The following is a 23556-nucleotide window of genomic DNA, read 5'->3' on the forward strand; positions in this document are numbered from 1 at the left end:
ACTCCCATGGTGTGACGGGCGGTGTGTACAAGGCCCGGGAACGTATTCACCGTGGCATGCTGATCCACGATTACTAGCGATTCCAACTTCATGGGCTCGGGTTGCAGAGCCCAATCCGAACTGAGACGGTTTTTTGAGATTTGCTAGGGGTCACCCCTTTGCTTCCCATTGTCACCGCCATTGTAGCACGTGTGTAGCCCAGCCCGTAAGGGCCATGAGGACTTGACGTCATCCCCACCTTCCTCGCGGCTTATCACCGGCAGTCTCCTTAGAGTGCTCAACTAAATGGTAGCAACTAAGGACGGGGGTTGCGCTCGTTGCGGGACTTAACCCAACATCTCACGACACGAGCTGACGACAGCCATGCAGCACCTGTGCTCCATGCTCCGAAGAGAAGGTCACATCTCTGCGACCGGTCATGGACATGTCAAGGGCTGGTAAGGTTCTGCGCGTTGCGTCGAATTAAACCACATGCTCCACCGCTTGTGCGGGCCCCCGTCAATTCCTTTGAGTTTTAATCTTGCGACCGTACTCCCCAGGCGGAATGCTTAAAGCGTTAGCTGCGCCACTAGTGAGTAAACCCACTAACGGCTGGCATTCATCGTTTACGGCGTGGACTACCAGGGTATCTAATCCTGTTTGCTCCCCACGCTTTCGTGCCTCAGCGTCAGTATCGGGCCAGTGAGCCGCCTTCGCCACTGGTGTTCTTGCGAATATCTACGAATTTCACCTCTACACTCGCAGTTCCACTCACCTCTCCCGAACTCAAGATCCTCAGTATCAAAGGCAGTTCTGGAGTTGAGCTCCAGGATTTCACCCCTGACTTAAAGACCCGCCTACGCACCCTTTACGCCCAGTAATTCCGAGCAACGCTAGCCCCCTTCGTATTACCGCGGCTGCTGGCACGAAGTTAGCCGGGGCTTATTCTTGCGGTACCGTCATTATCTTCCCGCACAAAAGAGCTTTACAACCCTAGGGCCTTCATCACTCACGCGGCATGGCTGGATCAGGCTTGCGCCCATTGTCCAATATTCCCCACTGCTGCCTCCCGTAGGAGTTTGGGCCGTGTCTCAGTCCCAATGTGGCTGATCATCCTCTCAGACCAGCTACTGATCGTCGCCTTGGTGAGCCGTTACCTCACCAACAAGCTAATCAGACGCGGGCCGATCTTTCGGCGATAAATCTTTCCCCGTAAGGGCTTATCCGGTATTAGCCCAAGTTTCCCTGGGTTGTTCCGAACCAAAAGGTACGTTCCCACGCGTTACTCACCCGTCTGCCACTGACGTATTGCTACGCCCGTTCGACTTGCATGTGTTAAGCCTGCCGCCAGCGTTCGCTCTGAGCCAGGATCAAACTCTCAAGTTGGACTTGAAACTTTGAGCCGGCTGATCACAACGTTTGACGAGGTCCCACCATTTCGCCGATGCGATTCACATCGCGTCGACTGATCTCAAATAGACCGAGATCATGGTGTAACCTTTGAAACGTGTACCGCCGAAGTCTTTCGTCCGACCTCGATCCACCAAAAGCCGAAGCTTTGGCGGGCGAGATCCGCAAGGACTCCGCCGTCCACGTTTCTCTTTCTTCATCTTCACTTGTCAAACAGCCCGGGATCCGAAGACCCTCACTTCCATTTCTGGAAGATCGACAGCACTCCACGGACGACAAATAACAACCGATGGTTATCGGCTGTTGATTCGCTCAACCTCGTGAGGAGCTTTACCGACGCGGCTGAGTGCCTTGGCAAGGCCAAAGCAGCGCCGCGTTCAGTGGGCGGTTTATAGTCCCACCCGTCGGCGCTTGTCAACGCCCATCGTCAACAAATTGTTGCGGTGGGTAAAATAACTTCGCAGCGCGAAAAGCCTCGCGAAACGCCGTACTTGAGCCACATTCCTGCGACGTTCTCAGTGAGAAATAAGTCTTGAATCACCGATTGCCAGGGGCGTGGGGCGTTCGGCCAATCGGTTAAGTCCAGGATCGGTAGCTTGAGACGGCGATCGTCCACGGTCGCATCGCATTGTCCAAGAGACCGCATTGCATCGAGGTTCAGGCGCCATGATGCTCGCGACTCAGGCCATGCGGCGGGAGTTTTGAGCATGAAACACGCGATCTTCCGTCTCTCACCCGAGAACGTCGGCTACCGCGATGCGCAGGAATTTCGCCCGTTATAGAAATTGGGGGACGGCGGATTGAACACGGCGCGCGCTGGACATCGAGGACGCGAGACGGGGATCATTGACCTGGGTCATGAGCCTCCGCTTTCGGCGGATGGATCCGAAGCTGCCATCATCGACCGCCGCCGCATCTCCGTTCAGTGGTTCAGCGGCACCATTCTGACAGGTCTATGCGGCGCGGCCCTCATCGGCGGCGCCGTTTTTGCGTCGCTCGATGGTGAAACCACCTTTGCAAGGGTAGCCGAACGCGTAGAGGGCGGACTTCGCGGCTCGTTCGGAACCGGTGACCATCAGGCCAGCCTACACAAGAGCGATCGTCTGCCGCCGCCGAGCGAGGCGGCCGCTGCGAAGCAGATCATCCGCGTCTCAACCGTGACCCGCGCCGGCAATCGCGACGTGATGCGGGTCAGGCCGTTCGTTCGGGTGTCCGGCAACCTATCGATGGCGACCAGCGATCTCAGCGCAAAGATTCCACCCTTCAACGCGCAGCGCCTGCTGGCCGACGTTGGGAGCCACGCCCGCCCTGCCCCGGAAGACGCAAGCGCCGCGGCGGCGGCCGAACCAGACGCCGAAGTCTCTTTCGTGACCCGCGATCTCGCATCGATCCTGCCGAAGGTGACGATCGCGGCAACCATCCCGATCGATGAAGTCCTGATGCGGGTGCGCGATGCCTCAAACTGGCGCGGCAACGGCGGCGTGCGATACACTATGGCCGAATCTGCGGTAGACGCCCCCGGCGCAACGTCGAGCATCACAATGGCCTACGCCGCCGAAGGCGGCGTGGACCCCTATGCCGGATTCGAGGCCCGCATCGTCCCCGAGAACGTAACGCTGCTTTCAAAAACCAGCGAACAACTTACCGGCGGCAATCCCATGGGCGAGCGGGTGCATCTGGTCAGGAAAGGCGACACGATCGTCTCGGTGCTGCGGAACCATGGCGCGACGCCGGAAGATGCGCGTGCGATCGCAAGCACGCTCGGGCTCCGCGGCCGCGACGGCGGGCTCAGGGAAGGCCAGAAGCTGCGTATCCTGATGGCGCCCGCAGCCGCCGACCAGAGACTTGTGCCTTACCGCGTGGTCGTGGCGAATGAGTCCACCATCGAGGCTGTCGCCGCGCTGTCGGATCTCGGTAATTACGTCGCTGTCGACGTCGCCAGCATGAATTCGGTCGCCGATGCCGCCGACAGCGCCGACAATGACGACCGTGGCGGAGCCCGGCTGTATCAAAGCATCTATGAGACCGCGCTGCGGGACAAAGTCCCCTCTGCCGTCATCGAGGACATGGTCCGCATCTACTCCTACGACATCGATTTCCAGCGCAAGGTTCAGCCCGGCGATTCATTCGATGTCTTCTACGCCGGTGACGATGAAGGAACGCCGACCACCGAGAAGAACGAAGTGCTTTATGCCTCGCTCACCGTGGGGGGCGAGACCAAAAAATACTATCGTTTCCAAACCCCCGATGATGCCACCGTCGATTATTATGACGAGACCGGCAAAAGCGCGAAGAAGTTCCTGGTCCGCAAACCGGTTGCCAGCGCGATCATGCGATCAGGCTTCGGCGTTCGGCGACACCCCATCCTGGGCTACGTGAAAATGCACACCGGCGTCGATTGGGCGGCATCTTATGGCACACCGATTTTTGCAGCCGGCAACGGCGTGGTCGAAAAAGCAGAATGGGAAGGCGGCTACGGCAAGTATGTCCGTATCAAGCACAACAACGGCTACGAAACCGCCTACGGACACATGTCGGCCTTCGCCAAGGGCCTGGCGCCGGGCAAGCGGGTCCGCCAAGGGCAGGTGATCGGCTTTGTCGGTTCGACCGGCCGCTCCACCGGGGCGCACGTGCACTACGAGATTCTGGTTAACGGCCGCTTCGTCGATCCGATGCGCGTCAGGCTTCCGCGAGGGCGATCACTGGACGGCGCGATCCTGGCCGGCTTCGAGAAGGAACGCGACCGGCTTGAGGCGATGATGAGCAGCCGCGGCGCAGTTGCCAGGGTATCGGATGCCACAGGCTCACCCGCCCTACCGCTGCCTCGGCAGATCTCCAACCAACGGTGAAAGCCTTTCGCTTTTTGATTTGACGCGTTTTCTTCACGCGAGCAGGTCATCCATCCTGGGGTCAAGCCCGAGAACACGCTTCGCTCGAAACGCTCTCGTCGGAACCTGCTTGGTCAGTTCGTCGAAAGAGTAAAGGGCGGGGCAAAAATCCGTCAACGCAGCGGAAATCCGCAACTTGATCCAACAAGCGATCATGGAGAGACAATCGAGATTCGGGCATATCGACAATAGCTGCATAAGATGTCCATCCGGTCAGAGTGCGTGTCCTCTCTTCCAGACGAACGGCGACGGCCCGAGCCGACATTCCAAGTCAGTTTCTTGAGCATAGCGGACCCTTTCCGCCTCCAAGCGCGATCCGTCCGACTTTTCACGTTTCGGTAGGATTCGAGCATGACCGGCCACCGCAAGCTGCTGCACGCCATCTTTGACGCGACTGTCGCCGCCGCGCATCCCGACAACATCCTCGAGGCGCGCCTCCCACCGGCGCCGAAAGGCCGGGTGATCTGCCTCGCCGCCGGCAAGGCCGCCGCCGCCATGGCCGCAGCGGTGGAACGACACTATCTCGACGCCGGCGATCTTGATCCTGCCCGGCTGGCCGGCCTCGCCGCCACCCGTTACGGCCACAGCGTACCGACGCGCCGGATCAAGGTGATCGAGGCCGGCCATCCCGTGCCGGATGAAGCCAGCTTGCGCGCCGCCGTCATCAGCCTGACCCTTGCGAGCGCCGCGACAGCAGACGATCTGCTGCTGGTGCTGCTTTCGGGCGGCGGCTCGGCGAACTGGATCGCGCCTGCGGACGGCATATCTTTCGCCCAGAAGCAGCAGGTCAACCGTGCGCTGCTCCGCTCCGGCGCTCCGATCGACGACATCAACACCGTGCGCAGGCACCTGTCTCGGATCAAGGGCGGACGGCTTGCGCGCGCAGGCCGGCGCGCCGAGATCGTAACCCTGGCAATATCGGACGTGCCGCGCGATAAGCCGACCGTTATCGCCTCCGGCCCCACGGTGCCTGACCCGACCACGCTGGCCGACGCCCGCGCGTTGATCGCGAAATACAAGATTGCACACGACGATGCCGTTAGCCGGGCCCTCAACGATCCCGTCAACGAGAGCTGCAAGCCCGGCGATGCCGCCTTCGCACGCAACCGTTTCGAAATCGTCGCACGACCAAGGACCTCGCTCGACGCCGCCGTCAGACTGGCGCGCGATGCCGGCTTTGAGGTGCTCGACCTCGGCGCTGATCTCGAAGGAGAAGCTCGCGACGTTTCAGTGGAACACGCGAAACTCGCGCTGAAAGCGCGCGCCGGTGGCCGCAAGCTCGCCATCCTGTCGGGCGGCGAACTCACCGTAACGGTTCGTGGCAACGGGCGCGGCGGGCCCAATCAGGAATATGCGCTGTCGCTTGCATCACAACTCAAGGACGCGGAGGGCATCTCCGTGCTGGCAGCCGACACCGATGGCGCCGACGGCGGAGCGGGCGATCCCTCCGATCCCGCCGGCGCGGTGATCGATGCCCGCACATTCAGGACTATGCGCGCGCTCAGGCTCGATCCCCTCGCCTGTCTCGCCAACAACGACGCCACGACTTTCTTCGCCGCTACCGGCGATCTGCTGCTAACCGGCCCGACGCTTACCAACGTCAATGACATCCGGGTCATTCTGGTGGATGCCGTCTGATTGGCGCGCTGTCGCTGCGCTTCCATAGCGTTTCTTCACGCGGCCGCGTGCTCCTGACAGATCGCGCCGCCATCGGACTCGGAGAGCGCTTCATCGAGCAAATTACAATGATGCGGCGAGGCGCTGCCCGGTTTGGCATTACGGCGGAAATGCCTGCATGTGCAGCAAACTCCAAAGGCGCGGCCACCGTTGCGCGCAATCGTTGCCGACAGGATGTCCTGTAAGGTTGCCAGCAACTCGCCGGCATCGCCGCCTGTGGCGACCGCGATATCATCCGCCAGCCGCCGCAGCGGATCGTCTCTTAATACAGCCTCGCCGCGCCGGGTGAGCGCCAGTTCCACCGAGCGGCCGTCGCGCTGGCTGGACTGCCGCGACGCCAACCCCTTCTGCTCCAATGCAATCAGGGTTTGTGAAATGGTCCCGCGAGTCGAGCCGGCGTAACCGGCCAACGCTGCGGGCGTGCGCGAAAAGCGGTTGGCGCGCGACAGATAGCGCAACGCCTCCCACTGCGCAGGATTAAGCCCTTGGACATTGACTCCGCTGCGCGCCAGCCGTTCCAGGCGGCTGATCAGATACGCCGCATCAAGAGACATAGTAGCGACTCGCTATTTTTAGTTGACGAAGCTCCGATCGTGGGTCAAGCATATAGTATCGACTCGATATTACAACAGGAGCTTCCCATGCCCAGGTTCTCGACGGAAATAATGGCCATCATCCTGCTGCAAGGCGCGCTGGCAACTTCCGCTCCCGCCCACGATATTCGCGCCAAACCCGACGCCGCCGTGCCGCCGGCGTTCGACGTCACCCGCGCCTCCGCCTCGACGGACGGCCGCCTTGCCACCTTCGCCATGGAAGTGAGCGGCGATGCCGGCTCCATGAAACCGCAAAAGGTCGGCAAGCTCGCCGGCGCCAAAGTAGACGCCTATGTCTGGCCGACCAAGCTCGATCCCGCGGCGGTCGGATTTGCAAAAGGCTCGGGCATTCTTGCGCTCGCCATTACCGCGCATCCGGACTTCGACGACACACCGCTGTTCGACGAGAACGGAGACGGCGATCCGGCCAACGACGGCGCCGGCTGGCATTCGCACTGGGTGGTGCTGGCCAGCGACAAGGCCTGCGCCGGCGGCCTCAAGGTGCTGGACATCTCGCCAGGACAGGACCTGTTGCCCGCCACCGCGCCCGGCCTGCCGCTGGCGCTGGACAGTCCCGGCATGAGCCCCATCCTCAAGGGCAAGACGGTGCGCATTACCGTGCCGGTGACAGGCGCGGAGAACGTCAACTTCGATGCCGTGGCCGCGCATTTGCAGGTCAATGAAACCGGCAAGGCGCCGCTTCTGTGCGTCACCGGCACCTACAAGGTCGCTTCCGGCAATCTCACGCTGCCGGGCATCATCACCAAAGAGAAGAAGAAGTAAGCCGCCAGAGCCCGGCGCGCTACGCCGAAATCAGCGCGGCCTCGTCGTCGTCGACCTGATCGTCGAGCGGCACGAACGTGCTGAGCGGTCTCGTCGAGAGCGTAATGGGCTTACGTTGGCTGTGCTGCGACGGAGCATGATGTTGCCGTGCGTTGCGCGACAGCGCGAACAGGGTGGAACCGACGCGGCCACCGAGCGCGACCAGATCACGCTCGGTGCAGCTTGAAGCGACTGACAAAGCCAGTGCGTGCAGGTGGCTCCGTCGGTAGCAGAACAGTGCCAGCATCGCTCGTACATCCGGAGCGACGCTGGCGATGAGCTGGGGCAACCCATGCTCGCTGGCCCGATACATGGCGCCCAACAGATCATCCTTGATCGGGCATATGTCATTTTCGAAAGCGTGGGCGCTGGACAACATGCGCAACTCTCCTCAGGTCCTGAGGATGCAACGCAATTCCCTAACGAGAAGTTAACCACGCCCGCAAAGTCGGGCGAAACGGGCTTGCATTCCGGTTCCGAATCAACCGGCCATCGTCGATTCGAATGACGCCGCCGCCAGGTCGCGTATTGCAGGTCACGCGTTGAATGCCATGACGATCGCCAGAGCGAATCCGGTGAGATGATGCAGTGCCTGATCGACGCCTATCAGCGTCCAGAACCAGGGGTGCTGATGTGTCACGTCGAAGGTGGACACGCAGATACCCTTGGCGCGGTCCACGACGATATGAATCGCGAAATCGATGAAGGCGATGAACCAGAAGCGTGGCGCGATGAGAAGAATCAGCGCCAGCGCCAGCGCCAGATGCACGAGACAGTGCGAGAGCAGCGGTAGCCCCCAGCCAGTCTTTTGATCCTTGCCGATCGCCATCCAGGACGTCTGCAACACGAAATCGGCCAACACATGCTTGATGGTCAGCACGACCATCCAGCCAACCAGCGGACTCACTGCGATCAACGACGATAACGAAGGAAGTAGCACGCGGACGCCCTTGCTCTTGACCACAGTCTTTTCACCGCTTCACGGAAACAGTGAAAGACTTCATCTTTTTGATTTGACGCGTTTTCTTCACGCGAACCGGTATCCTTCGCTCGAAAATGCAATAATGCCGGTCCTTGAAATTCACATGTTCATGACCGAGGCATGCTGAGCTTTCCTTCCCATCGGATCGGCTCAACTCCCCGCATTTATGCCACCTCCGGAACCGGGATACACCTCCTCGTCCTGAACGCAACGGAGAAATCCTGGCCATTGGCTCGGCCAGCCAGCCCTTTGCTGTCCCGGACATGGCGAAAGGGATGACACTCAACCGGCCCACCGGGTATCGGTACCGGCGCGCTCCCTTATCACCACGATGACACGCTTCAACAATTCCTGCCGCGGATCATAGCGCACGGCTGCGCGCGCCTCGGTAATTGCAGCGCCCAGATCAGAACAGACGATCGCGCCGTCGAAAGTCGGTTTGACAACATGGTCGATGATCAGATTCCAGTCACGCAGGCTTTGGATGTATCCATCACCGTATCCCCGCACCATTTCGGCGGTCGCAATCACCGCGGCGACCGCAGCAGGCTGCTTTTCCAGGCTGCGATCGATCATATGCAGCCAGCGCTCGACCCAAACGCGCTCATTGGCGTAACGGAGAGATGACAGCCGCCATCGCCGGAGCGAAGCCTCGATCCTGAGGCATCGAAGCCGGATTCCGCTAGCGGCGCTGAACCGGATGGTCACCGGCAAGCGCCGCCACCCGAACCGGTCAAGCAGCGAAAGCACAGGATCCGCTCCCCGTTTTGGGAGCATCGACACCAGTTCGTCGAGACGTAGCTTGCGGATGTCGGACGGGACAGACGAACCCATTCGGAATTCAGCAAGTTTGAGCTGCGCCATGCGGACAGGATCGTCATAAGCCATACGAACGGCCAACAGACGCGCGATATCGGCAAACACTTCAGCATCTAAATTGCGCCGGCCGATGAACCGCCGAAGCCGGGCGATATAGAGCTGCGCATAACTCGCTCCCTGATAATCAATCAGGTGTTTCACGCCATCGACCGCCGCAACCCTCGCATCTTCAGGCATGCCCTCCGGCAGCGTCGGAATCAGACTGTTGTTCTCGCCCGAAACGTTCGCAAACATCGAACGGATGGCGGGCAGAACATCTGCGGCTTTGCTTCTGCCGAAATTCATGCGAGCTTGGGGGTCACGGCTGCGGGCGCCGCATGTTCAGCAAGCCGCTCTTCGAGCTTGCCGATGTTCTGAAACAGCCGCGCGCTGGCCAGCCGCAGGAAATAGAAACCGAATTCCGGATTCTGAACGTAAAGCTCCTCGACCTGGCGGTAGCTCACGCTGAGCACCATACCGCTTTCGATGCACTCCAGCGATTGAGTTCGCTCGTTGTAAGGCGACAGCATACCGAGTTCGCCGACGATGGCGCCAACCGGAAGCTCAATGCCGGATTCGACCAGACGATAGCGGCCGCTGACGATGTAGAACATCGTTTCCGCCTTCTCGTTCTTGTAGAATAGCATCTCTCCTGCCTCGCACTTGCGCTTGGTCATGAAGGGCTTCAGCCAGTCCATCGACAGATCGCTGTTGACGGATTTCTTCACCTCGCGCACGAGCCGCAGCATCTGGCGCAGGCGATATCCGTTTAGACAGAACAATCCCGCGTGGAGCCCGAATTGCAGATAATTGTGGAGTGGGAGCGCAGTCATCATCAGCATGAGATTAGCAAGCATGCCGAAAATACGAAGCGGAATCATAGTCCGCATAGTGTAGGTGGCGACCACGAAGAACGAAGCGGCCACGCCGCCGACGGTCCCAAAATGTTCGGCTAAATGTGATGTGTCCATGGCGATCCAGCCAAAATTCCTGACGTGATGAGAGGCATAGCGATCTATAGGGAAGACGGCGAAGGTTATACCGAAATATAATCCAATATCCCGGCAAAAAGACGCGCGCTGCCGCCACGGCGAGCCGTCCTTTGTCCATCGGTGTGAAACTTGATCGCCGACAGGCGTGCTCGCAACTGACGAGGGGGATAAGCACCAGCATGGCGAGCCGGACGCATCGTGCTGCGGACGTTCAATAGGCCAGGAACAGATCGCATCATTTTTGTCGAAAGCATCGAAACCACGGGGTTGGGTCAATCCCTCGCAGAAAAAAATGTATGTAGCCGGGCCGCGCCTTTAAGCTAAGCTTCCTGCAGACGTCTGCCCCGGCGAAATTCAGCGGTGCCGGCGTGACATTGCAGTGGGGGCCGGATGGCCAAATGGATCGAGGAATTCCGGCGCGGATGGCAGGGAATCTCTGAACCTCCGGCCGTTCTGGGTTTCGGCCTCGCGGCCGTGTGCCTGATGCTCGCCACCGTGTTCCGGTTCGGAATCTCGCATCTTCACGCAGACGTGCCCTACAGTGCGTATCTTCCCGCCGTATTCGCCGCAGCCGCGTTCGGCGGAGAGCGAGCCGGAATTGCCGCCGCAATTGGCGGCGCGGCTCTCGGCCTGTTGCTGGATTTCGGCGAGGCGCCGCGGGTCATGGCTGCGTTAATATTGATGGCGGTCTATTTCGTCGTCGCGGCGCTTATTATCCTGGGAGTCCGACGCCATCGGTCGCTGGTCGCGCATCACCGCGAACTCGCGACCGAACTGGAAAAGGAACAGCGCTACCGCGAACTCATGGTGGAAGAGCTGCGCCATCGCTTAAAGAACAAACTCGCCACGATCCACGCGGTGACCAGACAGGCGCTTCACGATTATCCGGCGGCTCGGACCAAGATGGACGGCTGCTTCGGCGCGCTGGCGACGACCGATGATCTGATCGCGCGCACCAACGAACGCGGCTGCGACCTCATCGAGCTGTTGCGCTCGGAACTCGGCCCCTACGGGCATGTCCGGTTTACGCTGAACGGCGCCCCCCTCTTTCTGCCGGCGAAACTCGCGGTCAGTTTGGCGCTGATGTTTCACGAACTCGCCACCAATGCCGCCAAGTACGGTGCGTTCTCCACCTCCCATGGTCTGCTCCAGGTATCCTGGACTGTAACCAACGGCATGCTGTCAATCGTTTGGGATGAATCAGGCGGGCCGATAATCACTGCACAGGGCAAGCCGGGGTTTGGAACGCAGCTGCTGAACGCCGGCCTGCGGGCGTTCGACGGAAAAGCGGAGATCGCGTTCCTCGGCACCGGGCTGCACTGCATTATGCAATGCCGGATCGATCCCCCGCCAGCCAATAAAAAAGCGGGACTTCATCCGGACCACAGTTCTTTGCAAGCCGGGAGTGAAAGAGGCTGATCATCGCATTTTCAGCATCGCTGTCTCTGCATCTGAGCGCGACAGCAGGTCGGACTCGCCATAGGGGAACACCACAGGCGCCGGCCCATTCGCTCAAACTTGCCGTGTGGGAGACGGGAACGCAACGGAGCCCTCTCGGTTCTAGTTGATGTTGCGCTGCGACGTGCAGCGGCTTGATCATTGGACGAGGAGCTACCCATGCGAAAATGCATTGTGTCTCTGGCTGCCGCCGCTTTCCTCGGCGCGGCCACTCCGGCGCTGGCCTATGACTCCGGCAGCCTTCTCTCGATGCAGGAGGCGCTTGGCGTCGCGGTCGAGGTCGGTATCGCCGCTGTCTCTGACGCGGAGTTCGCCGGCTACGAGTGGCAGATCGAGGGACGTGACGCGGCCGGCCAGTATATGGAAGTCGACGTCGATGCCACGACGGGCGCGGTGCTAAACGTCGACCGATAGACACCGTTCGATCGGCAACACCATGAAAATGTTCGAATTCCCGCGCCCCGTGCGATACTGGCGGCACGGCGATAACGTGACTATTCGCGACCCTGAATATCTACAGGCTGCGGGCGGGGCGCCAACAACATCGGTCCATATCGGAGCGCGAACAGGCCGAAGCCGCTGATCCACAGTGTGGCCGAAATCTCGATCAACATCGCTGCCGATCCGCCACCCCAAGCGGCAACCCGCGCGACGGCTGCGAAGCTTACGAAGAGATAGATCAGGACGGTGATCCGATCCGCTGTAAGAGCGCGTCCGGTGTGGCCGAGCGAGACGCGGGTCATCACACCCAGCGTCATCGTGCCGATGGCGCCGGCCGTCAGCGCGTGGATCGCCGCGGCCTGAGGCACATGATCCGTCAGCATCGAAGCGCCCAGCAAAGCCGCGCCGACGATGACCCACAGATATCCGGCGTGAAGAACGATCAACAGCGGCTCAGTTCCGGCGGCCGTACCTCGCCAGCGCCCGAGTCGCCAAAGATTGAACGCCGCGGCGAGAAGCAACAGCCAACCGAGAGGCCAGACTCCGGGAAAGAGCGCCCATCCGATCATCCCGGCATGGAGCGTTACAAGTGCGAAGCTATCGACGTGTCCGTGCGCGGGCGGAAGGCGGAGCGCATTTCGCTTGACGAGCCAGTTGCGGGTGAAGCTCGGAATGATCCGGCCGCCGACGACCGAGATCAGAACGATGATGGCGGTCAGTCCCAGGCGCCATCCCAGACCTGCGGGTACGGAACCACCTGCAAGCTCCAGATACATCAGAAGGTCTGCAACGCCGAGCACGGCAAGAGGGACCGACATGACCAGGTTGCGCCAGTTGCGACCGGCAATGATTTCGCGAGCGACAACCCCGCAAAGCACGAACGGAAAGGCAAGATCGATCGCCGCTGCCAGCCCGAGCGGGATCGACGCTGAAACGACACAAATAACGCGACCCGCGAGCCACAACATCACCAGCGCGGCGAGCGGCAGACCGTTGATCGGCGCGCGGCCGGTCCAGTTCGGAATCGCGGTCAGCAGAAAACCGGCAATCGCAGCCAGGACGAACCCGAACAGCATTTCATGGATATGCCATGTGAGCGGATCGAAACGGCTGGGCGGCACGAGCCCCATTGTGAGCATGCCGATCCATCCGGCGAGCGCCACCGCCGACCAGACGCCGGCCATCAGGAAGAATGGTCTGAAGCCGATCGTCCAGATCGCCAGCGGCTCCGCTTTCGCGTTCTCCACGTCCGACATGGCCATGCGCCATCCCCTCAAGTTCCGCGCGACGATACCAGCAAATGCGGGGTTGTTATTGTGCGGTCAGGGATGTGTACCCTTGATACCCGCGCTTGAGATTGCGCTGGGGCAACTCATCCTACGCCGCCGTTTCGCCAGTTCGACAAGATCGCGAACAGTTCATCGCGCAAGAATGGTTTCGAAAGTCTGGACCGATCCGAATATTCCGCCGGGAAAGCCTTGTCGCCACTATAGCCGGTCACGAAAACAAATGGGACTTTCAACGCGGCCAGCACCTTGGCAATTGCAAAACTATTTTCTTCCGAAAGACTGACGTCAAGAAGCGCGAAGTCGGGAGCGCGTTCGGTGATCATGGCCAGCGCCTGCGCCACATTTGATGAGGTCCTCACCGATGCCACGCCGAACTCCGCGACGGTCTGCTCGATGTCGATCGCGATAATGACATCGTCCTCGACGATCAGCACGTCGCGAGGAATGCCGGCTGGCGACGAAGCCGGACCATCGGGAACAATGGGATGCATGACTTCCATGGGTCCGTCCGAGGGCGGGAACCCTAGACCTGATCCGGTTTCATGCATGGAACCAACCACGGCCCATAGCGCTTTGTCTGTTCACTTCTGCACATAAAAACAACAGGCGTATGCGCTATGGAACTCTGACAGGGGGACGCAGCATGGCCGTACAGCAGGACACGAACCGTCAGAGCCGACCGTACAACAACCTTCTGCGTCGGCTTAGCGACGCGGATTTTGCGCTGATCAAGCCCAGCCTTGAAGTCGCTCGCAATGAAGGCGACGACTTGCTTTACAATCCCGGAGACGATGTCGAAACCGTCCACTTTCCTTGCGGACCCAGTCTGGTGTCTTATCTCGTCCCCAACGAGGACGGCCGCGATGTCGAAACCATTCTGGTTGGACGGGAGGGGGCGGTCGGCGGCATCGTCAGCCAAGGCCATCTGCCAGCCTATACACGGATTATGGTCAAGGTCGGCGGGCCATTCGTGCGGCTGAAGATCACGAAACTGGAAGCCGCGAAAACAAAATCACCCACGCTGCACGATCTTTTCGCACGTTATGCCGACTGCATACTGGCACAGGTCTTTCAATCCACCGCCTGCAACGCCATCCATTCGATCGAGCAACGCACGGCCAAGTGGATCCTTTCGGCCATGGAGCGTACCGGTAGCGAACTTGTACCACTGACCCACGAGCAGTTATCGACCATGCTTGGTGTCGGACGCAGCTATGCCAGCCGTGTGATCCAGACCTTCAAGGTCGAAGGCGTTCTGGCGACCCGGCGAGGCGCCATTATGGTATGCAACCGGGATGCTCTCGCTAGTCGCGCCTGCCTCTGCAACGAGGCCGTGAGGGGCCATTTCGAAGAGGTTTTGCGTGGCGTTTATCCGACAGAAGACACACCACTTGCAAAGTAGTCCCCGCCATTGCCCAAAATGAGCCCCAAACGGCAAACGGCGCATTGTTTTTTGACGATTTCCGGCTATATAGCGTCGCAGCGAAAACGCCGGAGCCGCAATGCGGCTGTTCGCGCCTGATTCGGCATTTCAGACAAGAAGTGACATCTCACATCAAGAAGTGGCAATGACCTGGCCGGAAGCGACAAATCTCTGACCGCTTTTGCCGCGTGAAATCGATCACGCCGCGCCCTTCGCGTGACCTTAAAAATCCCCGTTAATTCAAGACCGCCGCCCAAAACCCGGGCCATGCGCGGTTTTTCCGATGAAGAAGAATCAACTCATGAATCTCCGCAACGTCGCGATTATCGCCCACGTCGACCATGGCAAGACCACTCTCGTGGATCGCCTGCTACAGCAGTCCGGCACCTACCGCGACAATCAGCGTGTGGTCGAGCGCGCCATGGATTCCAACGACCTGGAACGGGAACGCGGCATCACCATTCTCGCCAAGGCCGCCTCGGTGCAATGGAACGACATCCGCATTAACATCGTTGATACCCCCGGCCACGCGGATTTCGGCGGTGAAGTCGAGCGTATCCTCAACATGGTGGATGGCGCCCTGGTGCTGGTGGACGCCGCCGAAGGCCCCCTTCCGCAGACCAAATTCGTGGTCTCCAAGGCGCTGAAGGTCGGGTTGAAGCCGATCGTCGTTATCAACAAGGTGGATCGCCCGGACGCCCGGCCGACCGAGGTCATCAACGAGGTGTTCGACCTGTTCGCCGCGCTCGACGCCAATGACGAACAACTCGACTTTCCGATCCTTTACGGTTCGGCAAAGCAAGGCTGGATGGCGGATAGCCCGGAAGGTCCCCAGGACGCCGGCATGCAGCCGCTGTTCGACCTGATCGTCCGGCATGTCCCGCCGCCGCAGGTGGAAGACGGACCGTTCCGCATGATCGGAACGATCATCGAGGCTAACCCATATCTGGGCCGCGTCATCACCGGCCGAATCTCCTCGGGCATGATCAAGCCGAACCAGAGCATCAAGGTGCTGGCGCGGGACGGAAAGCTGATCGAGCAGGGCCGAATCTCGAAAATCCTCGCCTTCCGTGGTCTCGAGCGCACGCCGCTCGAAGAGGCGATGGCTGGCGACATCGTCGCCATCGCAGGATTGACCAAGGGGACGGTGGCCGACACCTTCTGCGATCCCGCTGTCGAACAGCCGCTTCCGGCGCAGCCGATCGATCCACCGACGGTCTCCATGACCTTCATGGTCAACAATTCGCCGCTGGCCGGCACCGAGGGCAGCAAAGTGACGAGCCGCATGATCCGGGACCGCTTGCTGCGCGAGGCTGAAGGCAATGTCGCGCTACGTGTAACGGAGGCTGCCGACAAGGATTCGATGGAGGTATCGGGCCGCGGCGAATTGCAGCTCGCAATCCTGATCGAGACCATGCGGCGCGAGGGATTCGAGCTGTCGGTATCGCGGCCACGCGTGGTGCTGAAAAAGGATGAGGCGAGCGGCGAATGGCGGGAGCCGATCGAGGAGGTTATGATCGACGTCGACGAGGAGCACTCCGGCGTCGTCGTGCAGAAGATGAGCGAACGCAAGGCCGAGATGATGGAAATGAAACCATCGGGCGGCAACCGGCTGCGACTGGTTTTCCACGCGCCGACACGCGGCCTGATCGGCTATCAGGGCGAGCTTCTGACCGACACCCGCGGGACCGCGATCATGAACCGCCTGTTCCACGGCTACGCGCCCTACAAGGGCGACATTCGAGGCCGGCGCAACGGCGTGCTGATTTCCAACGAACAGGGCGAAGCCGTGGCCTACGCGATGTTCAAGCTGGAAGATCGCGGTCCGATGATGATCGAGCCAGGCTGGAGAGTCTATCGCGGCATGATCGTCGGCGAGCACACGCGTGATAACGACCTCGAAATCAACGTATTGAAGGGCAAGCAGCTCACCAATATCCGCACCACATCCAAGGACGAGGCGGTGCGGCTGACGCCGCCGATCAAGATGACTCTGGAAAAGGCGCTGGCCTATATCGAGGACGACGAACTGGTCGAAGTTACGCCGAAGTCGATACGCCTGCGCAAGAAGCACCTCGATCCCAACGAGCGCAAGCGCGCCGAGAAGACCAGGGAGATGGTGGCGTAAACATCAAGCGTGGATGTTTCGCTATCAGCAACGAGTTCGCGGCGACAGCTGCGGGGACGACATATCGATCGCATGGTTTTCTGCGATCTGCCTGCCGGTGAAATGAAATGAGCGAAGCGTCTGCCAATAATATACCGCCGGATGGCGTAAGAGCCTTGATCGTTCAGGCGCGCGCCTTGATCTTCGACGTCGACGGAACGCTCGCTGAAACGGAGGAAGCGCATCGCGAGTCATTCAATGCCGCATTCGCCGAAGCCGGCCTTGATTGGCGCTGGGACCGCGCCCTCTACAAGGAATTGCTGCGAGTGACCGGCGGAAAGGAGCGCATCCGCGCATTCGACGTTTCGCGAAATGGCGCCTCACCGCGGCTGTCGGATCACGAGATCGCCGAATTGCACCAAGCCAAAACCAAGCTATACGCCGACCTGATAAACAATGGCGGCTGTTCCCTTCGTCCGGGCATTCACGCCCTGTTGACCGCGGCGCGACAGCGCGGGCAACCTCTGGCGATTGCGACCACAACCTCACGCGGCAACATCGATGCGTTGCTCACGGTTGCGTTGGGCAAGGACTGGGAGCAGTGGTTTGCGGCTATTGTCGCCGGGGACGAGGTGCGGAACAAGAAGCCTGCGCCCGACGTCTATCTCAAGGTTCTTTCCCAACTGGATTTGCCGGCATCGAAATGCCTTGCCATCGAAGATTCCGGCAACGGTCTCGCTTCGGCGTCGACGGCGGGAATTCCTGTCCTGATTTCGCGCAGCGCTTATTTCAGCGACGATGACTTTTCAGGCGCGGCTTTCACAATAGATGACTTCTCACACATTTCCGCCGCGCCTGAAAATAGTCCGGACATGTGATCCGAACGGGTTCTCACATCGGCTGTCTTGAACGAATGAAGTCGCATGATCAAAATCACGACTCTTTTCAGAACAACTTTTCCTTAGAGCGTTTTTCGAGCGAAATGGACACCGGTTCGCGTGAAGAAAACGCGACAAAACAAAATCATAGAGCCCGCTTCTGATTCTGTCAGAAGCGGAAGGGCTCTAGAATTGATTTTCATCCACTGTCTCAGCCTCCCGGCCTGAAGCACCTTCTCCTGAAATTTCCGCTTCGGGCGGCGTCATATGTTTGCGGGAGCGTCGGATAGCTTGAGGCCATTCCGACGCCGGGCGGCCTCTCCAAACGTTCCGTCGAACAGCCACGGATGTCGGGGCTGCCTTCAGGTCGAGAAGTTGACGCATTTGCGGCAGGCATACCCGCTCCGCGTCGAAATGCTCGACGACGAATTGCCGGGCGGCCTCTCTGATCGCGTAAAAGCGATCCGGTTCCTGAAGCGCTTCAACAACCCGCGCAGCCATTTCATCGGCCGCGAAAAAGGGAACCAACAGGCCGTTGTCCCCGGAACTGATGACTTCACGCACCGGGGGCGTATCCGACCCGATCACCAGACAGCCAGCGCTCATCGCTTCCAGCGCAGACCAGGACAGCACGAAGGGGTATGTCAGATAGACGTGCGCCGACGAAACCTGAAGTACTGCGATAAAGGTGCCGTATGGAACACCGCCCATAAAATGAACGCGCGACATGTCGATCCGATCGCGCACCTCCTGTAGAAAAATCGACTTCCAGTTACTGCCCGCCGGCGGAGGAAGGCCATACGACAACCCATCTCTGCCGATAATGACAATCTGCGCGTTCGGCCGCCGCTTCAATATTTCCGGAAGCGCGCGCATGAAGATATGGTAGCCCCTGAGCGGCTCAAGATTACGGACGACAAACGTCACAATTTCATCGGAGCAGCTGACGTGACGGCCGTTTGGAAGCATCAGGCGCGCCCGTGGATCAGGCCGCACGCGCGTCGTATCGATCCCCTCATGAATGACTTCGATCTTGCTTTGATAATGCCTTGGAAAAGTCGACTGCTGCCAATTTGTCGGCGAAATTCCGACATCGCAGTCAGCTAGTGCAAGTAAGGTCGTCGCGTTCTTGAGTTGCAATCCCATATGGCCGTCCAGGCCCGAGATTGGAAATTCCGGATCAAAGCCGATGTCGCGACCTTCGGCACCGTAAAAGAACTCGCAATAGACCAACTGCCGCGCCTTTGGAAACATGGTGCGCAATGGCAATGTTTCCCCCCATCCGGGATGGGCAAGGATGACATCCGGCGTAAACCCTGATGTCGCCAACGTTGAAAGGCTGTAAAGCACCTGCTCGGCGCGACGGCACTCAAGGTCGAAACGTCTGGCAAACGGATGCGTCCCGGAAACGTCCGCGTCGGGAAGAGCATATTTAATCAACTTGACCGAAGGCATCGGCTGCGCATTCGATGCACCGATCGCGGCGAGTTCGAATCCTGACTCCTTTGCTAACGCCGCTGCGAGATTGCGGTACTGCGCCGGGAAGTTATTATGCACGAACAAAATCTTCATCGGCATAGGACCTCTGCTAAGATCGCGCTAAGGCACGCGCGTCACTATTTAGTAAAACCTTTCATCGCTGAGGCCTTCAAGACAATCTCGTCTAAATTTTTGCGCGTTGACATGTTCCAAATGACTCCAGGCTTATTCATTCAGCTTTCACTTCCGTCTGACATCTTCCTGCCCTAAAAGTCATCGAATAGTCGAACCCGAGGGACACGGATTCCGAAATCACCGTTACTCATAATAAAGGCTAGCGCGGGGCATTCGCGATGAGGCTTAAATTTACACAACATCCTTCCGATTATCTTCCGCGGATTCAGCACCCGGATCTGAGCCGCGTCGAGGATGTTCCGGATTCCGCCGACAGCATCGCAGATTCCATCATCCTGCTGAAAGACGAGAACGACAGATTGCGCAAGATGGCCGTATCGCTGAGTGTGGAGGCTGAGGATATCCGGCGATCTCTTTCGCCTACGAAATCGACGACTTTGTTGGCCTGATCCTTTTACTGGAGCCTCTGCTTCGCCGCGACTGTCGCATGTAAACATGATCCACATCGTATCTCGGAGAGAATTTGATCTAGCCCGGCCGCTTCGTTTTTTCTGAAGATGGCAATCACGGGTTCACAACTTGAGAGCGGCAATGGAGAACGTCAATTCGAGTTGTGTCGTCGGTTTTGATCGACGGTCAGCTGGTTTGACGATGGCGGATTTTCCTTACATCCGGCTGCGTATGACGAATTGGCACGACTGAGGGAGATGGCTGGTGGATTTGTTTCGGGGGATGATCAACGAGACAGAGCAACAAAAAATGCTGAGTCTCGACCGCGGACTTTTCTTCATCAATTACAAAAGCGCCGAGGATTCCGTCTCGCCGCCTCGCGTGATCGTCGCGCCGGCCCAGGGGCATGAGCGCCGCATGGAGATCATCCTGCATCCGGACGCGACCGAACCGACTTTGTGCAAGCCAGATTCTGGACTGGTCGTGCGGGTTAATACGCCCGCGACTTTGCAGGTTCAGGTCCGGGCGATGAGACCTGGAGGATCGCGGTCTGCGATCGTGCGCGTCGAACAGATCCAGCCCGGCCGAATTCCTGACGCGCCAGATTCAGGCAATGGCATAGGTTTGCATGTTGCAACGGAAGGTCTGAAGGTGCTCGGCCACGTCGCAGGCCGCGGCGACATTATCGTCGGTCCCAACGCGTGGATCGCGGGTCCGGCCGCGCCGTCCCGCGTGGAAGGCGTGGCGCTGGAATGGCCAGATAAACCTTCGAGCGTCGAAATCCGTTACGCGGTCCAGCTCGCCAACGGTCAGACCGGCAGCGGCAGGATGGTGCCGCTCGGCGCCTATGCAGGCACGCGCGGCCGGGCACTGCCCCTTACCGGCATAGTTCTCGAGATGAGCGGCACCGAGGAACTGAAGTTTGTCGCCGAGGCTGGGTTTTTGAATGCACCGACTCTCCGCGCAGTTGGCAAGCGTGTAGTTTTAGCGGGCCCGACCAACCGCGAACCTCTGGTCGGCCTTCGCATCGGGATCGAGCGTAACGCGCCCTCGGAGGTGGTCGCAACATCTGCAATGCCACGCAAGTCTGCCGGTTCGGCAAGGGTGCGGGTCTTCCGCAGCCAGCAGCGTCAGGCGGGCGGCGCCCGATAGAAGCCGGCCGTCGCTTTTCGGATCGCCCCCTGAAGACCAGCAGCAGATTTGAAGCACAGACAAGCGCCAACTGGTCAGGACACCGCCAGATGGTTATCGGCCGCGTCACCGGCAATCAGGACCGTGTCGGGTTTTTCTCGTATGTCATGCTCGAGCGCATGGCCGCGCAAGCGCTGACGGCGAAGGACTATCCTGCTGCATTCAAATACGCGGACAGACGTTGCCGGGTCGATCCATCATCGGCTGCACATTGCTTCGTTCTCCGCGCGGAGGCAAACTGGAAGCTCGAACGCAAGGAAGCGGCCATGGCTGATCTCGCCGAAGCGCTCCTTGTCGACCCATCCGATCTTGCCGCCAACCGCAGAATGTTTGCCTGGGCAATCGACGATCGACGGCGTACCGCGGCCGCCAATCTGATCGGCCGCGACAGCAATCCGGCAGTCTTGCGTCTCGCCATCGAGGAACTCCGACAGGCGGGGTATCGGCATTGGGCTGCTTATTCGGTATTCGACAAGCACGTGACGGGATGGATCGCATGGACCACAGCGAACACCGTCGGGGTGAGCCTGGGAACTGAAACCGGCACGCTGACCAGCCAGCTCGAGCCAAATCCGTTTCACCCTTTGGCCAGCACGGGCGTTCAGGCAGCGGCGTTCCTGGTTCGGCGTCCACCGTCGCGGGCGCCTCAGACGCTGACGCTAACATGCGACGGCGAAATCTTTCGGGTCCGGCGGCTGGCTCCCAACCTGCCTTCACCACCCGACCCGCCAAACCAAGCGTGCCGGCCAACCGCGCGACGATCCGAGGTCACACCACCCACCGTCATCGTTCCCGTGTATCGGGACGTGGCAGCGACGCTGGACTGCTTTGACAGTCTCATCAAGTCCCGCTCACCAAATACAACCGGGAAACGTTCCTTTCGCATTCTGGCCATCGAAGATGCCAGCCCCGAACCGGAGCTGCAACGCCGTCTCAGCGAGCTTGCCGCCCGTGGAACGATAGATCTCCTCGTGAACGAAACCAATCTCGGCTTCGTCGGCGCGATCAATCGCGCGCTGGAGCATGTTCTGGCGGGCGATGTCGTGCTGCTCAATTCGGATACCGTTGTGCCGCCGGACTTTGTCGAGAGACTGGCTGACGTGGCGCATTCCGCCCCGGATATTGGAACAGTCACCCCGTTGTCAAACAACGGCGACATTTTTTCGTTTCCTTTACCGAACAATCTCAACCCGATGCAAAGCTACGAAGGAATTCTCGAGATCGACCGGACCGCGAGCGTCGCCAATGCCGGCGTTGTCACCGACGTGCCGAGCGGCATAGGCTTCTGTCTCTATGTCACGCGCGACTGTCTCAACGCCATTGGCGCGCTATCGGAGAATTTCGAACGAGGCTATCTCGAGGACGTCGATCTCTGCTTGCGTGCGCGCGGCAAAGGTTTTCGTAACGTCTGCGCGCCGTCGGTCTATATCGGACATCACGGCTCGAAATCCTTCCAGCACGAAAAGCGGCGTTTGGTGCTTCGCAACCTTGAGGTGCTGGACCAGCGATTTCCGGACTACCGGCGGGAATGTCGCGCGTTCGAGATCGCAGATCCGTTGCGACCGGCGCGAGCGAAGCTCGACTTGGCGCTGACATGGCCCAGCCAGCCCTCGGTGCTGATTCTCGGCAACGGAGATAAATTTGACGTTGCTGAGGAGCGGGCACGCCATCTCCGCGGGCGCGGCGAGCGTGCGATTCTCCTGTCTCGCGCGCGAGACGTCGTTCATGTCAGGGCCGCAGATGGGAGCAGTCCACAAGCGGTTCAGTTGAATCTAGACACTGAGACAGGCTCCACCGAGGCGGCAGATATCATCACACGGCTGAACCCCGAGCGTGTCGAGATTTTCGAGCCGAACCCGTTACCCCGGTTGATCGATCTGATCCGAAAACTTGGTCTTCCGATCCATCCGTGGCTTACGTCAGGCATCTTGAGCGAAGCGATCACATCGCTTCCCGACGACACCCGGCTTTTCGTTCCCGGCAGGATCGCCCAAGCTTTTGCGAGGGCTCGCTGGCCCGAACGCAAAATCGTCCTTCAGGATTGGCCGACCTGCCCGATGACCTTGGATCCGATTCATGGCGCGAGGCGATCGCTCGCCATTGTACCGTCCGAGCCATCGGCCGCATCCTTCCGCTTGATACAAGCCCTGGCAAATGATTTACGGCGGTGCGCGCCATCCAGATCGATCGTTGTTGCCGGCATGACCTGCGACGATGATCGTCTGATGTCCTGCGCGAATGTTTTCGTGACCGGCAAGATCGCAGCCGGCGAGATCGGCGATGTGCTGGCGCCGCATAACCCTGGGTGGCTGCTGACGGATTTCGACGAACCGGCATTCGGTCATCCTCTGATCGAAACCGCTAGACGAGCCTCGATACCTGTCGCATACCGCGACCGCTCAGACGGATCGGCCAAACCGCGAAAAGGCGATCTTGCCATCCCGGCAGACGCGGACGAGGCGGGACTTATCGATGCCGTTATCACATGGGCCGGACTGTCCTGA

General features: G+C 59.8%; 18 protein-coding genes and 1 rRNA gene (1 of these 19 only partly in view). 10 read left to right on the forward strand and 9 right to left on the reverse strand.

Features of this window, described 5'->3' with window-relative positions:
* Positions 1-1365: ribosomal RNA gene (locus tag NB311A_RS10055) — 16S ribosomal RNA — on the reverse strand; it reaches 124 nt to the left of the window's first position.
* 824 nt (positions 1366-2189) lie between these two features.
* Between NB311A_RS10055 and NB311A_RS10060 the strand changes: the two genes are divergently transcribed.
* Positions 2190-4238 carry a M23 family metallopeptidase gene (locus NB311A_RS10060; RefSeq protein WP_009798424.1) on the forward strand — a complete coding sequence of 683 codons (2049 nt, stop codon included), beginning with the start codon at positions 2190-2192 and terminating at the stop codon, positions 4236-4238.
* Between the two features lie 390 nt (positions 4239-4628).
* Positions 4629-5915: a glycerate kinase gene (locus NB311A_RS10065; RefSeq protein WP_009798426.1), complete on the forward strand. Its 1287-nt coding sequence runs from the start codon at positions 4629-4631 to the stop codon at positions 5913-5915.
* Positions 5916-5950: 35 nt separating this feature from the next.
* Here NB311A_RS10065 and NB311A_RS10070 read toward each other — a convergent pair whose 3' ends face one another.
* Complete coding sequence (locus NB311A_RS10070; RefSeq protein WP_009798427.1) at positions 5951-6508, reverse strand: MarR family winged helix-turn-helix transcriptional regulator; 558 nt, start codon at positions 6506-6508, stop codon at positions 5951-5953.
* A 111-nt stretch (positions 6509-6619) separates the two neighbouring features.
* Between NB311A_RS10070 and NB311A_RS10075 the strand changes: the two genes are divergently transcribed.
* The gene (locus tag NB311A_RS10075; RefSeq protein ID WP_009798428.1) at positions 6620-7330 is read left to right on the forward strand and encodes a hypothetical protein; all 711 of its coding nucleotides are present in this window, start codon (positions 6620-6622) and stop codon (positions 7328-7330) included.
* A 19-nt stretch (positions 7331-7349) separates the two neighbouring features.
* Here the strand turns inward: NB311A_RS10075 and NB311A_RS10080 are convergent, their stop codons facing one another.
* From NB311A_RS10080 to NB311A_RS10095, 4 genes are all read right to left on the reverse strand, one after another.
* Positions 7350-7748 carry a hypothetical protein gene (locus NB311A_RS10080; RefSeq protein WP_009798429.1) on the reverse strand — a complete coding sequence of 133 codons (399 nt, stop codon included), beginning with the start codon at positions 7746-7748 and terminating at the stop codon, positions 7350-7352.
* Between the two features lie 156 nt (positions 7749-7904).
* On the reverse strand, positions 7905-8255 hold the full coding sequence (locus tag NB311A_RS10085) for a DUF3307 domain-containing protein (RefSeq protein ID WP_050752101.1): 351 nt from the start codon (positions 8253-8255) through the stop codon (positions 7905-7907).
* A gap of 378 nt (positions 8256-8633) precedes the next feature.
* On the reverse strand, positions 8634-9515 hold the full coding sequence (locus tag NB311A_RS10090; RefSeq protein WP_009798431.1) for a DUF6537 domain-containing protein: 882 nt from the start codon (positions 9513-9515) through the stop codon (positions 8634-8636).
* Entirely contained in the window at positions 9512-10180 is a 669-nt protein-coding gene (locus NB311A_RS10095) for a Crp/Fnr family transcriptional regulator (protein WP_009798432.1), read from the reverse strand. The genes NB311A_RS10090 and NB311A_RS10095 overlap by 4 nt, the downstream gene beginning before the upstream one ends.
* Before the next feature lie 411 nt (positions 10181-10591).
* On the opposite strand from NB311A_RS10095, the gene NB311A_RS10100 reads away from it, so the two are divergent.
* Both NB311A_RS10100 and NB311A_RS10105 read left to right on the forward strand, forming a co-directional pair.
* Entirely contained in the window at positions 10592-11620 is a 1029-nt protein-coding gene (locus tag NB311A_RS10100; protein ID WP_009798433.1) for a sensor histidine kinase, read from the forward strand.
* 198 nt (positions 11621-11818) lie between these two features.
* Complete coding sequence (locus tag NB311A_RS10105; RefSeq protein WP_009798434.1) at positions 11819-12073, forward strand: PepSY domain-containing protein; 255 nt, start codon at positions 11819-11821, stop codon at positions 12071-12073.
* Between the two features lie 80 nt (positions 12074-12153).
* Here the strand turns inward: NB311A_RS10105 and NB311A_RS10110 are convergent, their stop codons facing one another.
* Positions 12154-13362, reverse strand: a complete 1209-nt coding sequence (locus NB311A_RS10110; RefSeq protein ID WP_009798435.1) for an NnrS family protein — start codon at positions 13360-13362, stop codon at positions 12154-12156.
* A 110-nt stretch (positions 13363-13472) separates the two neighbouring features.
* Complete coding sequence (locus NB311A_RS10115) at positions 13473-13889, reverse strand: response regulator (RefSeq protein ID WP_009798436.1); 417 nt, start codon at positions 13887-13889, stop codon at positions 13473-13475.
* Positions 13890-14032: 143 nt separating this feature from the next.
* On the opposite strand from NB311A_RS10115, the gene NB311A_RS10120 reads away from it, so the two are divergent.
* The 3 genes from NB311A_RS10120 to NB311A_RS10130 all read left to right on the forward strand — a co-directional run bounded on the left by NB311A_RS10120 (position 14033) and on the right by NB311A_RS10130 (position 17797).
* A complete protein-coding gene (locus NB311A_RS10120) occupies positions 14033-14791 on the forward strand; it encodes a Crp/Fnr family transcriptional regulator (protein ID WP_040674867.1) in 759 nt (252 codons plus the stop codon).
* 322 nt (positions 14792-15113) lie between these two features.
* The gene (gene typA, locus NB311A_RS10125; protein ID WP_009798438.1) at positions 15114-16940 is read left to right on the forward strand and encodes a translational GTPase TypA; all 1827 of its coding nucleotides are present in this window, start codon (positions 15114-15116) and stop codon (positions 16938-16940) included.
* Between the two features lie 107 nt (positions 16941-17047).
* Positions 17048-17797: an HAD-IA family hydrolase gene (locus tag NB311A_RS10130; protein ID WP_009798439.1), complete on the forward strand. Its 750-nt coding sequence runs from the start codon at positions 17048-17050 to the stop codon at positions 17795-17797.
* A 186-nt stretch (positions 17798-17983) separates the two neighbouring features.
* Here the strand turns inward: NB311A_RS10130 and NB311A_RS10135 are convergent, their stop codons facing one another.
* Entirely contained in the window at positions 17984-19375 is a 1392-nt protein-coding gene (locus tag NB311A_RS10135) for a glycosyltransferase family 4 protein (RefSeq protein ID WP_009798440.1), read from the reverse strand.
* A 768-nt stretch (positions 19376-20143) separates the two neighbouring features.
* Between NB311A_RS10135 and NB311A_RS10145 the strand changes: the two genes are divergently transcribed.
* Together NB311A_RS10145 and NB311A_RS10150 are read left to right on the forward strand one after the other, a co-directional pair.
* On the forward strand, positions 20144-21013 hold the full coding sequence (locus tag NB311A_RS10145; protein WP_009798442.1) for a hypothetical protein: 870 nt from the start codon (positions 20144-20146) through the stop codon (positions 21011-21013).
* Between the two features lie 89 nt (positions 21014-21102).
* Positions 21103-23556 carry a glycosyltransferase family 2 protein gene (locus NB311A_RS10150; RefSeq protein WP_009798443.1) on the forward strand — a complete coding sequence of 818 codons (2454 nt, stop codon included), beginning with the start codon at positions 21103-21105 and terminating at the stop codon, positions 23554-23556.

It is taken from the genome of Nitrobacter sp. Nb-311A, from assembly GCF_000152905.1.
Classification (GTDB): domain Bacteria; phylum Pseudomonadota; class Alphaproteobacteria; order Rhizobiales; family Xanthobacteraceae; genus Nitrobacter.